Source organism: Variovorax fucosicus (genome assembly GCF_030316825.1).
In the GTDB taxonomy this organism is placed as follows: Bacteria; Pseudomonadota; Gammaproteobacteria; order Burkholderiales; family Burkholderiaceae_C; genus Variovorax; species Variovorax fucosicus.
This window is the reverse complement of record NZ_JASZYU010000001.1, coordinates 2,204,434-2,218,407: the sequence shown is the minus strand read 5'-3', so window position 1 is coordinate 2,218,407 and position 13,974 is coordinate 2,204,434. Positions and strand designations below refer to the sequence as shown.

Annotated in this window: 12 protein-coding genes; all 12 read right to left on the bottom strand. The window is 59.8% G+C overall.

All coding sequences use genetic code 11. The annotated features are described in order from the left end of the window. Positions 1–3 precede the first annotated feature (3 nt). The 12 genes from QTI05_RS10590 to QTI05_RS10535 all read right to left on the bottom strand — a co-directional run bounded on the left by QTI05_RS10590 (position 4) and on the right by QTI05_RS10535 (position 13,869). Positions 4–4,611, bottom strand: a complete 4,608-nt coding sequence (locus QTI05_RS10590; protein WP_286624331.1) for a pilus assembly protein — start codon at positions 4,609–4,611, stop codon at positions 4–6. Positions 4,612–4,621: 10 nt separating this feature from the next. Beyond that, positions 4,622–5,239 carry a pilus assembly PilX family protein gene (locus QTI05_RS10585; RefSeq protein WP_286624329.1) on the bottom strand — a complete coding sequence of 206 codons (618 nt, stop codon included), beginning with the start codon at positions 5,237–5,239 and terminating at the stop codon, positions 4,622–4,624. Positions 5,240–5,244: 5 nt separating this feature from the next. Next, positions 5,245–6,249, bottom strand: coding sequence for a PilW family protein (locus QTI05_RS10580; protein WP_286624328.1), 1,005 nt, complete (start codon positions 6,247–6,249; stop codon positions 5,245–5,247). Continuing rightward, on the bottom strand, positions 6,246–6,866 hold the full coding sequence (locus QTI05_RS10575) for a type IV pilus modification PilV family protein (RefSeq protein WP_286624327.1): 621 nt from the start codon (positions 6,864–6,866) through the stop codon (positions 6,246–6,248). Before QTI05_RS10575 ends, QTI05_RS10580 begins: the two co-directional genes overlap by 4 nt. Positions 6,867–6,873: 7 nt before the next feature. Continuing rightward, entirely contained in the window at positions 6,874–7,476 is a 603-nt protein-coding gene (locus QTI05_RS10570; RefSeq protein ID WP_286624326.1) for a GspH/FimT family pseudopilin, read from the bottom strand. 155 nt (positions 7,477–7,631) lie between these two features. Next, on the bottom strand, positions 7,632–8,234 hold the full coding sequence (locus QTI05_RS10565; protein ID WP_286624325.1) for a sugar transferase: 603 nt from the start codon (positions 8,232–8,234) through the stop codon (positions 7,632–7,634). Beyond that, a complete protein-coding gene (locus QTI05_RS10560; protein ID WP_286624661.1) occupies positions 8,234–9,391 on the bottom strand; it encodes a DegT/DnrJ/EryC1/StrS family aminotransferase in 1,158 nt (385 codons plus the stop codon). The genes QTI05_RS10565 and QTI05_RS10560 overlap by 1 nt, the downstream gene beginning before the upstream one ends. 10 nt (positions 9,392–9,401) lie before the next feature. Beyond that, complete coding sequence (locus QTI05_RS10555) at positions 9,402–10,133, bottom strand: class I SAM-dependent methyltransferase (protein WP_286624323.1); 732 nt, start codon at positions 10,131–10,133, stop codon at positions 9,402–9,404. Positions 10,134–10,145: 12 nt separating this feature from the next. After that, a complete protein-coding gene (locus QTI05_RS10550; protein ID WP_286624321.1) occupies positions 10,146–11,015 on the bottom strand; it encodes a glycosyltransferase family 2 protein in 870 nt (289 codons plus the stop codon). 2 nt (positions 11,016–11,017) lie between these two features. After that, positions 11,018–11,776, bottom strand: a complete 759-nt coding sequence (locus QTI05_RS10545) for a class I SAM-dependent methyltransferase (RefSeq protein ID WP_286624320.1) — start codon at positions 11,774–11,776, stop codon at positions 11,018–11,020. 5 nt (positions 11,777–11,781) lie between these two features. Beyond that, complete coding sequence (locus tag QTI05_RS10540; RefSeq protein WP_286624318.1) at positions 11,782–13,077, bottom strand: polysaccharide biosynthesis protein; 1,296 nt, start codon at positions 13,075–13,077, stop codon at positions 11,782–11,784. Between the two features lie 21 nt (positions 13,078–13,098). Next, complete coding sequence (locus QTI05_RS10535) at positions 13,099–13,869, bottom strand: hypothetical protein (RefSeq protein ID WP_286624315.1); 771 nt, start codon at positions 13,867–13,869, stop codon at positions 13,099–13,101. Between the last annotated feature and the right edge of the window lie 105 nt (positions 13,870–13,974).

Genomic DNA, 13,974 nt, shown 5'->3' with positions numbered 1-13,974 from the left:
GCCTCAGTTCGCCGTCTTGAGACCCGGAATTTCGCGCCAGAAGATGCGCGACTGGGTGCTGTTTTGCTTTGTATTGACGTCGGTGTTCTGACCCAGAATGCGCTGGCAGTTCAGCCCGGTCGTGCAGCGCGACGTGGAGTCTTCCGTCACGCGGAAGCGCTGATCGAGCCCGGTCAAGCCCAGCACGATGCCCGCCGTGGAACTCGTCACGCCAAAGATGTTCGCAGTGGCAAGCCCTGTCACGGCATTGATCTGCACATAGGCACCCTCTGCGTTGTCGTTGCAGACTGCTCCGGTGGTCGCCTTCTTGTAGACCAGCGGAATGCCGATGTCCTTGCTGACCGCAGAGTAGAGAAGATTGCCCAGCACCATGCCGGACGACAACGGAATGTCCAGATACCAGCCCTTCTTGGTAGCCCAGTTGATGGCTGTGGTGTTGGTTTGCACGATGGCGCCGGTCGTCGAGTCGAAGGACCAGCTTCGCTGCTGCAGCTCGCTCAACCCGGTGGGCAACGCACTGGCGGCCGCATACGGCTTGTCCCAGATGCCGAAGACACGCTGGCTGCGGCTCACATCGGGGAAGTCGCCGGAAAGAACCGATTTTCCGGTGCCGAACACCACCACCTGACCGCCTTGCGGATGGAACCGCACGGCGGGCGCGGCGGTGATGGGCAAGGCCGCGGGAATCGTGGCGCCATCCTTCGCGGCGTAGAGGGGCACTCCGCCGTACGCCACCGACCAGGCCGCCGGATCCGTGCTCGACACGTCGAACTTCCACATTTGCCCCTTGAGGTCGCCGGCATAGATGGTGTCGGCAATGCCGTCGTCGTTGGTGTCGATCCAGGTCGGTTGCATCAGCCCGTTGCCAGTTCCGGTGTCGACAACGAGCTTGCGGTAGTGCGTGCCTTCCGTCCAGACGCCCGTGGTGCCGGGCCCGTTCACGAAGAGGATGTAGAGCACGGCCTTGCCGTTCGTGTTGGTCGCAGTGCTTCCGTAGCCGTTGCCGAACAAAACGGCGAACTTGCCGTTCGGCATCTTCGCAATCTGGGACGCCTGGTTGGTGATCGGATGAATACCGCCTTCGGACAGCACGTAGCCAAGGTCGGCGTCATCGGCCGACGTGAACTGCCACTTGAAGATGCTGGCTGCGTTCCCCTCCGACAGGCGGTTCGACGTGCTGTCGGTATCGGCCGTCACGTCGAGCGCGAAGATACCTTTGCCGCCGCGGCCAAGGCTGGAGAAAAGATAGCTCTTCCAGCTCGTGCCAGCGGTGCTCAGCATCACATCACCGGTGAACGGCGAGCCGTCCATGTAGGCGTTGACGTCGGTGATTGTGGCGTTTGCAACGTCCTTCAGGCGCGATACGAGGGGGCGAGGCACATACGACATCACCGGCGTCAACGTATCGGATGTGAAACCGTGCAGCATGCCGTCGGCCGCACCCACCCAGATCAACTTGTCGCGCTGCTTCTGGGCCGTCTTGAAGGTGCCGTAGCCGGTGAAGTTGGCGCCGAAGTAGTTGGCACTCGGGCGATCCTGCAGCCACGGATTCGAATTGATGACACCGCCCATGACGGAGGTCGCATTCCGGACGCGGAACTGAAGGCCCGCGGCCTCATTGGTGCGGTCGCCGCGAAGGTAATTGATCAACGCATCCTGCCGAGTGGTCGAACTTTCGAGCGCCGTACGATAGACCGCACCGGCGCTGCCGGCTGGCGTGCTCGCAATGCTGGTGGTCGTGAATGCGGTGCCAGTGACGGCATCCAGATTGGTGATGATTCGGCGTGACGCGTTCGCCGTGTTGGTCAGGTTCACATGACCCAACGCGCTTGGTGAGGTTTCGAAATTGCCGCTGGTGTCCAGCTTGTAGGCAGTCAGTTCGCCATGCAGGTCTTGCGGGGAGAAGGTAGCCACGTACTTGTAATCGCCGTTGCGCAGGTCGGGGCGCGACACAGCGGGTGCAGAGTTGGAATTGGCCGTGATGTCGGCGAACACCTGGCGAAGCGAGTCTTCGAGCAAGTCGGGCCGGCGCGCCAGGAAATAGTTGTCCGGAATGCCGTCGGCGCAAGCAGGTTGCGATGCGCCGCCGCAGAGCGCGCCATCGGCCCGCTTGGTGTCCCACTTGGAGACCGCATCTGGCTTGAGAGTCGGAATCTTGGAATCCTTGAAGCCGCCATACTTGGCCATGTACCACAGGGGATCCCGTATAACTGCGTCGAGCGACCCAACCATCTGGTAGCTCAGCATCGTCTCACCCTTGACAAAAGCAGTGCCGACTTTCACGCAGAGCCGAGGTGCCTTTGTGTAGTCCCATCCAGTCCAGGTCGATCCATCGTCGTTGAGGTAACACTTGTCCAGGGCATTTCTGGGCGCCGCCTGCACGCTGGAGGCCGAATATGTTGGCGCAGGCGACTCGGTCGAGACGTAGTTATTGATACCGCTGTGGAAGTGGCTGCCGTCTCGTTGGGTGCCTACCAGCGTGTATCCAAACGCATAGGGCGCGGATGAGCCCGTGTCGGATTCCAGCGTCTGGGTGTAGACCCGGAGCGTTGGAGGACTGGTGCTGGTGTCCGTTTCATAGCGAATGGATCCGAGCATGTCCTGATCCTGGTCTTCGCCAAGCGTGTAGTGCTGCCAAAGCACCACAAAACTGCCCGAAGAGCCATCAGCGGCGCGGTTGAGCACCTTGAAGTCCACCATGTTGCCGGCCAGCGGGTTGCTGGCGCTGATGCTCGCGTCCAGGCTGGCGGGAGTGATGTAGACGTATTTTGTAGGCGATGTGCCGGGCACCGGAATCTGGATGGATGCAGAGCCACCAGCCATCGAGACGGCGTACTGCCGAACTTTCAGGGCTTCCGCGTTGGCGTTGGCCGGAAGGGGGTTGAGATCGGTGCGAATCTGGTTGATGTGAGCCCAATACGCTGCACCGGCACCCAGATACGTACCCTTCATGTTGGGCGCCTCCGGGCACAGGCCGGTCAGCACTGACAGATCGCTGATCGTCTTGCCGGTGCACAAGTCTCCAGGAGTGTTGACACCGTTGTTGTTGCCGATCAGGCGAACGCTGCCGTACAGATTTTCCTGTGTGCCGATGTCCCGCGTGAGTTGAGCCGCAACACCATTCCCGCCGATATCAGTAAACGCGCCATTGACCTGGTCATCGTCGAACGTACTCACACCACTTGAAATGGTGACCATGTTGAGCGGCCGGCACACGTTCTTGCCATACAGCGCTGCGCGCGTCTTGCCGCTCGTGTAGGTTGGATTGCTGACCAGCGGGTCGGTCCAGCTTGGCTTGGGCAAACCGAACTCGTCGTCCATGCTGGTCCCGGGATTGAAGTAACGCGTTTTTCCGGCGAAATAGCGCAATCCCTCCGTCACGATTTCACCGATCGGATTGCCCCAGGACGGACAATGACCATTCGTGATAGCACGCGAGTTGCATGATTCAGAGTAATTACCGTTGTTGGGGTTGTACCCATACAGCCGCAGCTTGCTGAGTGCCTGGATGATCCCCGCCGTGCCGCCGCTCAGGTACTTGAACTGCCCGGTGCTCGAATCGATTTCGTCGTTGATCTCGCTCATGTTCTTGCGCAGCACACCGCCGTCAAGGTTCGAATCGAACGAGCCGAGCATGAGGGCGAATTCCGCCTTGGCCGCCTTGTTGCCGTAGTTGTCGCTTTCGCCAAACTCGTTGAGCAGTCCGCGCGGCTTCCACACCGTGCCGTACTGCTTGCAGCTTTCGTCGCCGATGCTGCTGGACACGCAGGCCTGAACGCGCGCTATATATTCCTTGGAACTCGTCGAGTTCGCCGGGTTGTCGGGCGTACCGCTCTTGTGCGCTACCGTGGTGCCACCGATACCCTGGTAGTTGTTCGACATGAAGGTCACCGTAGCCGGCTTCCAGGTGTAGCTGATCTCCTGGGTCCAGTTGCAGGTCTTGACCTCGGTCATGTTCCAGAGGAGGTAGTTGCCGCGCGCAGTGCGCAGAACGGGCAGCAGTGTGGTGGTCTGCGATGCGCTGTCGCCCGTCGGGTTCTGGTGCCTTCGGCACAGGGTCAGGCCGTCGCTGTAGTTGAACGGCGTGAGGCGATTCAGGTCAGTGCCGTTGTAGAACTTGACAAAGGCCTGACTGTTGCGCGGCACGAACGACAACTCGAGAACAGTGTCGGTGGTGCTGTCCGTCGAGCGCAGGCCGCCATAAAGAATCTTGCGCAACACGTCCATACGGGACATCGTTGCCCAGTTCAGGAAGTTGCCACTCCAGTAGGAATCGGCAGTGCAGTAGTACTTGCCGCTTTCGACCGTGGCGCCAGTGGTGGAAGGAACGAACTTGTTGCCGTCGTGCGTATAGCACTTCGTTGAATCGAAGTACCCGTAGTACTTGAATGCCGGCATGAAGGTGTAGTCGACGGCTCCGTCGAAATTCAGGTCTTCATAGTCGGTATAGGCGCGGCTGAACATGCTGAAGTCCTTCGAGACGTTCAGCATCACCATGGGCAGGTTGGGATCGGGGCTGATGTTGGGCGGCACAGCCTGGATCTGCGCGCCGGCCACGGTGCACCACAACAGCAGCACAGTGCCGACGATTTTCAGGAACATTGTTTTCATGGTCGGCCCTTCAGCCTCGTTTGAAGTAGCTCTGCAGAACCACCTCGGTGTTTTTGTCCAACCCCCAGCCGCGCGCGGTATTGCGGAAGTAGATGTCGTCGCCGCGCTGCATGTACTCGATCATGTATTCGGGCTGGCGCGACACGCCCTTGACGCCGGGTGTGGCGGTGAACATGCCCAGGGGCACGCCGCCCACGAACGTGCAGGTGGTCGGCGGTGTTGTCGCCCATTTGGTAGCGGCACCAGGCCACCACGGCTCCGGATTGGTACCGGCAGTGAAGTTGCTGGCGGCGTAGTACGCCGCAGGTGTTTGCTCGCCAAACCGGCACTGCCCGCGTGGGCAGGTGGCACCGAAGTTGGGCTCGCTGTAGGCCGACTTGATGGGGCGGTCGGCGCCGCGGTCGCATGTGGCGCCGGTGACGCCGCCGGCGAGCATGATGTCGCGTTCGGCGTCGCGCAATGCCGCTTCCGCGGCCTGCCGGGCGACCTCGATGTCGAGCAGATTGCGTGCCATGTCTTCACCGAACAGGATTCGCCTGACCGTGAACGCCGCGGTGCCAGACAGGATCACCAGAAAAATCAGGACAATGATCAGCGATACGCCGCGCTGGGATATGGATCGCTTCATGGCTATCAGAACGTCTTGGTGAGGTTGTTGCGAATGCCGAAAATCCGCGTCTGCTGGCGATAGATGGCCCGGTCAGTCGTCGTGTAGTTCACGGTGGTGCCGTCGCAATCGACGTAGCTGCCCGAAGCTGTCTGCCGCGCGGCCGCGTCCAGGGTTTTCGAGAGCACGCAAACCTGCACCGCAACCACGCGTTGCCAGCCGGTCTTGATGTCACCGTTGATATCAACGGAAGGCAGGGCCGAGACCGCGGTCGCCGTGTAGAACCGCGCGGGCGATTCGAGCGTCGACGCCTCGGCCACGCCATACCTGAAGCGGAGCTGGGTGATGCCCGAAACGAGTGGCTGGTAGGGGTTTGCGTTGGGCCCGTTGCCGGCACACAGAAAGCTGCGCGTCGTGACTGTCTGCCCGTTGTTCACGGTGTAGGTCGTATTAGCGCCCAGGCTGTAGGCATTGCTGATAAACAGCGGCAGATCGACCGTATCGGTGCTGCCGGTGGCGGAGCCGGCGCGTGCCTGGTTGTATGTGGAGCCGCCGAACGTGGCCAACTCCACGCTCTGGCTCAAGCAATCCCTGCGAGTTCCGACACCATTCGTCGAAAAATTGTCCGCGGAAAAATAGTTGATGACCAGCGAATCGGGTTCACTCGTCACCGGTGTGGGGCACCCGCCGGTTGCAACGTCGAACTGACCACCGGTGCACCCGAAAATGCCCTGGTTGTAGGCAACGACGGTGGCTGACACCACGTTGGCGTAGGTACCCTGGAACTTGCTGGAAACCGTGGTGGTCGGAAAATCCGCCGGGTAGAACCCTGCGTTCTTGAGATCGCGGCCAATGATGTCAAGGACGATCGCAGCACTTTCCTGTTGCTGTGACTTTGTTTCGACCACCGACGAAATCCGGTTGGTCGCAACAAAAAGGTAGCTGGCCGCCGCCGCGAGCAACAGCCCGATGGTGATGGAGATGAGCAGTTCGATCAGCGTCAAGCCGCGCTGGCGGGACAGACGATTCATGGCAGCACCCTGGTCGTGTAGCAACGCACGCCGTCTGGCACGGCCGCGTTCGCCGGGCAGCAGAAGCGCGCGCCGGCTTTGTTCTGGTCGGCGACCAAATCGGTGCAATTCTTCTTGGCCAGCGCGACGTCGTCGCTGTCGACGGCGTTCTTGTCGAACCACATCACGCTGACGGTGAAGCCCGTCGTAACGTCGCCAGTGATGTAGCCGGCGCCGCCAGGCAACGTGGCGCGCAACAAGTTGCGCCACTTGGCCTGGTCGTACGCGGCCAGTTGGGCTGGCGTGCAGCTGGCTGCGGAACAGTCTGGACTGTAGGTCGAAGCTGCTGCTGCCACCTGTGTCGCATAGGTTTGCGCCAAGTCGTAGCCGGTGCCGGTCGTGGTGACGCCGCCGATGATGGCGTTGAAGCCTTTAGCGCCTGTGACGTTGCTGCGGATGCGTTCCGACAGGTCGTTGATGGCGGCCGAAACGTTGAGCCGAGCCTCGTTGCCCACCTGGTACTTGAGCGCAGACGCCATCAGGCCCGCGATGCCGACCATGCCCAATGCAAATATCAGCAGGGCGACCAGCGCCTCGATCAATGTGGAACCGGCTTGCCGTCGAATCGTCGTCTTCATCGATGCCTCAGTTCAGGTTGGTGCCGCAGGCGATGCTGCCGGCCTTGGCCACGCGGGCCCGGCCGGTTCGATCCAGGCAGACCGCCTTGGTCGCAGTGCTCTCGCCGGCCGGCGTGAGCGACAGCGACGACTTCGCCGTGAGGCTGCCGGCCATGCCGCGTGAGTTGAATTGCACTTTGCGCAGCGCATCGGCTGCCGGGGCCGCCATGGAAGGGCCGCTCGGGTCGCCCAGATAGGCCTTCAGCAACTCGGCCGTCGAGTCCGCCGCGTTGTCGTCACATTTGTTGTTGGCGAAGATGATCCAGCCCACGTTCCACTCCAGACCCGCCGTGGCGCAAACGGGCGTGGCCGCCGATATATCTGCAGCCATGCACATCGTCACGCACTGGTTGCGGCTGATGGCCGCGCCACGCGCGAACGCCGCGCCCATCACAAACTCGTTGCCCAGCGTCGTGACTTGGCTGTTCTTGCGCATTTCCTGAAAACTCGGCGCAGCCAACGCGAGCAGTATGGCCAGCATCGCGATCACCACCATCAACTCGATGAGGGTGAACCCTTTTGGCTGGTGAGCGCCGCGCGCCCGGTGAATCGGCATTGGGGTGAGTTCCACAACAAATGTATCCAAGTGTGAACTGGGATATTACAAAAGGGTGGAACCCAGGGGGTTACCGTTCGTCGCGCGCCGGCAACCGCTTACCGAAACAATCGCTACGGAGGCGAAGGCGCCGGGAAACGACTTTTTATTTGACGCCGCTGGGAAATGGCTTATCGGCGTGCCGTAAATACTGCAACAACCGTCCGCCAGATGATGCACATATCGAGCCCGAAGCTTTGCTGCCGGACATAGTCCGCTGCATACCTCAGCTTCGCCGGCAGGACTGTTTCGACGTAGAACCGCTCCGGGTCGTCGCTCCCCGCAAGCAGCGCGCTTTCGTCCCTGTAGGCGATCGATGCCGCATCGGTGATGCCAGGGCGCACGCTCAAAACCAAGTTCTTGATGTCAGGTGGATAGATGGCCACGTACCGCGGCACCTCCGGCCGAGGCCCGACCACACTCATTTCGCCGATCAGGACATTGAAAAATTGCGGAAGTTCGTCGAGCTTGTATGCGCGCAACAGGCGGCCCGCCGCAGTAATGCGCGGATCGGCACCGACAGTGACTTGCGGCGCCGGGGCGCCCGATGCGGTTCGCATGGTGCGCAGTTTGAAGATTCGAAACGTCCGCCCATGCAGCCCAACGCGAACCTGACGGAAGAAGATCGGGCCTGGTGAATCGAGTTTGATCCAGGCACTCAGGACGACAAGCAACGGTAGCACCAGCACCAGTGCGAATATCGAAAAAACAAAGTCGAACGCCCGCTTAGGCATCAACCAAGTATCTCGCGCAATGCTGCGATCACCCTGTCCTGATCGCCATCGGTCATGGCTGTAAACAGCGGGATGCTCACCATTGACTGGTAAGCCGCCTCGGCGTGCGGAAACATTTCGGGCTTGAGCGCATAGCGATCGCGCCAATAGGGCTGCCGGTGCAACGGCACATAGTGGACGCTAGTGCCAATGCCACGATCGGCCAAGGCTTGAATCAATGCGTCTCGATTGACCGTAGCCGCCGGAGCGAGCCGAATCACGTACAGATGCCACGCGTGCACTTCCCCGGCGGGCGCATCCGCAGGGAGGATCAGCGGGAGAGATCCCAGTTGCTCTCGGTAGCGCGCGGCCAGATACTGCCGACGCTTCAGAAACTGCGGCAGCTTGGCCAGTTGCACCAGGCCCATCGCCGCCGCGATGTCCGTGAGGTTGTATTTGAAGCCGGGCGCCACGACTTCGTAGTACCAGGCTGGCGTTTTTGACTGGAACCGGTCGAAGGCATCACGATTGATGCCGTGAAGGCGCATGACTTTCATGCGCTCTGCCAGCGCCGCGTCGCGCGTAACGATCATCCCGCCTTCGCCGGTGGTCATCGTCTTGTTGGCGTAGAAGCTGAACACCGTGATGTCGGAATTCAAGGTTCCAACGAGCTTGCCAACGCAGGTCGTCGGCAGCGCGTGCGCCGCGTCCTCCACGATCTTCAGCTTGTATTTCTGCGCAAGTGAAAGCAGCGCGGGCATATCCGCGGCGAGTCCGGCGTAGTGCACCGGGATGATCGCCTTGGTGCGCGGCGTAAGGGCCGCCTCGACAAGCGCGGCATCGATGCAAAGTGTGAGCGGATCAACGTCTACCAGTACGACGTCGGCGCCCAAATAGCGAACGACTTCGGCCGTTGCTGTAAACGTATGGGATGTGGTTACGACCTCGTCACCTGGGCCAATGCCCAGCGCTTCGAGCGCGAGATGAAGACCCGCCGTTGCGGAATTGACCGCCATGCAATGAAGCGCCGGCTCACCAAGAAACGTCCCGAACGCCTCCTCGAAGCGCTTGGCTTTCGGGCCCGTTGTGATCCATCCCGACCTCATGGTGTCGGCGACCTCTGCGATTTCTTCATCGCCGATGTCCGGCAGGGCAAACGGAAGGAATGTCGGTTGCATTGACATGACGTCAATCTTTGGCGATCCAGCACAGCACGTGTGTGCGAAGGAAAGGCATCAGGTTGAAGAGGTGGTAGGCGCAAGGGTGAATACGACACACGCGCCTGCTGATTGGTGGAGCCAGCGTGACGCGGCGCACAGTCATTCGGCCACGCGGGAAAAGCGACCTCACGCGATGAAGGGGCACCGCCCGCACATCCTTGTTGGATGGATTGTCGTAGACAAAGTCGTACCAAAGGACGCCGCCTCCGGGTCGTACCCACGACCACATGCGTTCTGCGAGTTCGTGCTGGAAAACATCGTCCAGCAACGACGAGAAAACGACCGACTGAAACACGATATCTTGGCTTTCAGACGCCACATCGGCCGTACTGGCGTCGCCCTCATGCACATCAAGGGCAACGGGCAAACGAGCACGCGCGCCGGCAACGCGGTCAGACAGCAGTTCAATGCCGTAAAGGTTTTGCGGTGCGAATCCGAAACGGAGGAAGTCAAGGAGATGGCCTCCATAGCCACAACCAACATCCACCAGCCTAAGGTCGCGCAGATCAACATCCGTGTAGCCGCAGACGGATCCGAACAAGAACAGCATTTCTCTCTGCCATTCCTGGGTGCTCAACGCCACCTCGGGCCGCAAGATGCTGTACAGGCCACTTGTCTCTCTGCGCGCATAGCGCTTGGCCACTTCCAACACTTCGCTCTTGGGATGCGAATCCTTCGGCATTGTTTCAATTTTTCTCACGACGAGATTCCGTTAAAGCATCCTGCGGATCCCGCGCAGGTAGATCGACGCGAAAAAGTGCGTGAACGTATAAACATACGCCATGACGCCGAGACCTTTGCCGGACTTGAGACGGTATTTTCTCAGCATTGCCAAATGTCGACCCACCATTCTCAGTTTATTTCCGGATATCTGACTGGCCTGCTGCCGATAGAAGACAAGCGGATGGACGATCTTGATGCTGAACGCCATGTCCTCGTGAACCCGAATGAAGCAATCCGTATCTTCGCGCGCCTTGTAACTCGGCTCTTCGTTAAAGGGGTGCTGCAGCAAGAACTTGCGGCAAGCAACGATGCTGGACGTTGGAGTACGGTATTTGAATAACTGGTGCTTGAGCGTCACACGTTCGATGGGCAGCAGTAAAGGCGGTGGCTCAATCACGATCTGGCCACCGTCTCGGAAATCTTTCATCCTTGTGCTGCACATCAAGACGCCATGCTCATCGATTGCCTGCATCTGCAGTTCGAGCTTGCGAGGGTGCCATAGATCGTCCGCGTCAAGGAAGGCAACCCACTCACCGCGCCCCGCGGCCACACCCACGTTGCGTGGCACCGCTGGCGCTCCGTGATTGCGCGACAGTTGGATCAGGCGAACTCGTGCATCTCGCGTCGCAATCGCTGTCACGACTTGTGCAGTCTCATCGGTGGACTTGTCGTCGACCACGAGGATCTCGACTGCGCTCCAACTCTGCTGCAGCACCGACTCGATCGCCGCCCCCACATACGCAACCGCATTGAAGCAGGGGATGACCACCGACACGAGCGGCGGGGTATCTCTCGCTTCATCCCGCCGTTTAACTCTGAGAGGATGTTGCGCGGCAACATGGACAGGGAAGCTCGACATAGTCAAGTCTCGATGGGCGCGCGACTGAAGACAACGGCCACGTTTGAGACGTTCTTCGAAAGACCGTCTGCCGAATGAGAGATTTTTCGCGGCGCGTCGTGCTCAAAATAAACATGATCGACCTTGCCATCGAACAACAGCTTGATGCTGGCAGAAGAGTTGATCCTCTTTTCGAGCTTGTCGAATTCTTGCAATTGGTACCCAAGCAACTTCTTCTCCTCCACAGGCCCCAAGTTCGAGTATTCGACTCCGATGGCGATTATTCCTCCGGGCCGCGTAACGCGGATCATCTCAAGCGCTGCTTGTTGCGGCTTGGTGCTATAGCTCAGCGTCCATCCGCAGACAACCGCGTCAAACGCGCAATCGTCAAATGGGATTCGATGCATGTCACCCAGCACGATGTGAGGCGAATAGCTGATGAGATCCAAACCCACGAGGTTTTTCATTCGAAAGCCGAGCGCAACCAATGAGTAAAGATCAAACTCATTGCGTGGGCCTATGACCAGTATCCGAGAATCCGCATCCAGCGTTTCAATGATTGCGAGTGGGAACAATAGAAGATTCATGCGGTGATTGGCACCGTAGATCGACCGCATGTTGTGCGACACATTTGCCTTGAGTGCATCTCCGCTGTCCAGAGTGCGTAGGCGCTTGGCGATTCGTATGAAATAAAGCGCGCGAAGGTAGACCCAAAAATGTCGAATCAACGGCTCGGCCAACGGATTGATCCGCTTAAGGGATTGAATAAATCTTTGAATCATGTCGTTCAGCGATGAATGCCGGTAACTGGGCGAACCTCTTGCGTTCTCCACGCTGTAGCCGCCGCGGCCACGGTTCCGAGCAAGCTCAGAAGTGCCGCAAGTAGACCAATATCCCAAAGGGTCGTTGGAGCGCCGGCCCAAGGCGCGGTCCAAGCCAGCCAGATCAGTGTCGCGACAAGCAACGTGACGCCATTCAGAACCAGCAGCCGTGTTTCATAGCCTGTTATCAGCAAGTAGCTCGACCAGAAATCGGAAACTCTCAACACGCCGACAACCAGCAATAGCGGTATCAGGCTGGTCGCCTCCGAGTAAAGGGGGTACCAGCGACCGATGCTGTACTGAAGCAGCGCATTCGCCGGAAACGAGACGAGCGCGCCAAGAGCGAGGACGGCGACGGATGCACGCAGGCAGATGTTGAATGTGACCGCGGATCCAAGAGTGGCGAATCGGCGCGCCAGCATTGGGTACACGGAGGCGTTGATCAAGGCCTGCATCGCTTGTGAAACTGCGAGCAAGATTGCCATCAAGGAATACTGCGCGAACCCGGCGGTGCTGAGCAGGTGCGACGCAACCCATCGATCGACATTGAGTCCCGCAAAGGCGACGAGCATCACCACCATCATCGTCAGCGCAGAGCGCAAACGCAGTCGCGGGAGTCGGCGCAGCGCCAAGCGGTACGCAGCGCACCAGCCCAATGCAATGCGAATCATCGAAGCCCGAAGAATTGCAACAGACAAGACCGCCGACACCATTGCCTCTGTCGCGATGACTGCCACAGGTGAAGATGTGGTCACCGCCACAGTCGTCCCTAGTACAAGCGACAGTCCGGCACGCCCCACTTGTTGCCACGCGTATCTCAGTGCGTCTCCGCGACTGCGACTTTCGGTGGTGGCGACAAGAAACGCTTGCTGCGCAGCACCATGAACAACGCCAATTGCGAGAACCTGTGAACCCATGCCGGCGATCGAGAACCCTGACGCAGCAAACAAACAGACGGCGACAGCACTCGCGACCGCCAGCAAATTGCATTGCGCGGCCCCGATCACCGCGCGCAGTTCCTGGCCACGCACAACATAGCCGGGCCATTCGCGCTGCAGTACTGACTGCAGGCCCAAGCAACCCACCATGCAGAAAGTGCTCGAAACAAGGAGGCCCCCGCTGAATGTCGCAAAAGCATTCAGATCCAGCAATCGCGCCAGAACCAGCATGCGGAACATCACCAGGGCCATTGCCAACGCAAGTAGCGGCGCGTACCAGAGCTGCCGCATGCGGCGTGGCGACAGCATGAGGGGCAGGCGCATGGTTCGATTCACCGCCAGGCGTTACGCAATCATCTGAAGAGCCGATGAGTCTCTTCGGTCATGCATGGCACCGTAGTCGAACAACGCGTACTGCAACTGCAAAAGCAATCGTGGTTCGCGGATGGGAGTCAATCCTTTGTGAACACACAAGGTGTTCTCAGCGAAGCCCGTGCCCGCCGCCCCACATATCTCGACGATCCTGTCTGGAGCGAAACATTCTCTGACCTCGGCGTCGCTGTAGCGGCGGATGTTCCAGCGGTCGCCCAGGCGCAGCATCGGCGGCCGACGATGCGACCCGACGACGTAAACATGCGCACCGTCGCCCGCCTTCACGTCGGTAAGATAAAAGAAGAACTTGAAAAATCGGAAATCGTCGACATCGCGGTGGAAGAGGTGGGCATGGCGGTCACGGTCTTCCTCAAGTGCCTGCACAGGGAAGGTCCACCACAGATTCGCGCCGACAAAAGTTGGCACGGATTCCAGATAGGTGCCGGCGATCCACTGAAGCAATGGGTCTTGCAGCAGAAGGCCGATCGCCGGGCACTGCGTTGCCGCGTTGAAGTACTGGGCCACCAGGATAGGTTTGCCCAACTTCGATTCGGCACCTGGCCGAGCACCCAGGTGAAAGCCGCAATCGACCTGACGATCCGCGAAGCACGCGTGCTTCGAAGCGTATTCCACGAGTTCGCTGCTCAGTGCTTGCGGCAGTCTGAGCCCGAATGCGGCACCGTCTTCGCGCAGCCGCTGAACAAACGCGGTGCGGTCTATCTGGCCGAACAGACTTTGATCCATCCGCGCCTCGCAGTCGCCCAAGTGAACTCGCAGATCTCTGCCCTGCAGCAACCGTCGAGAGTGCCCAACAAGGCTTCGAACCGCGCGGAATCGTGCTGCGCCGCG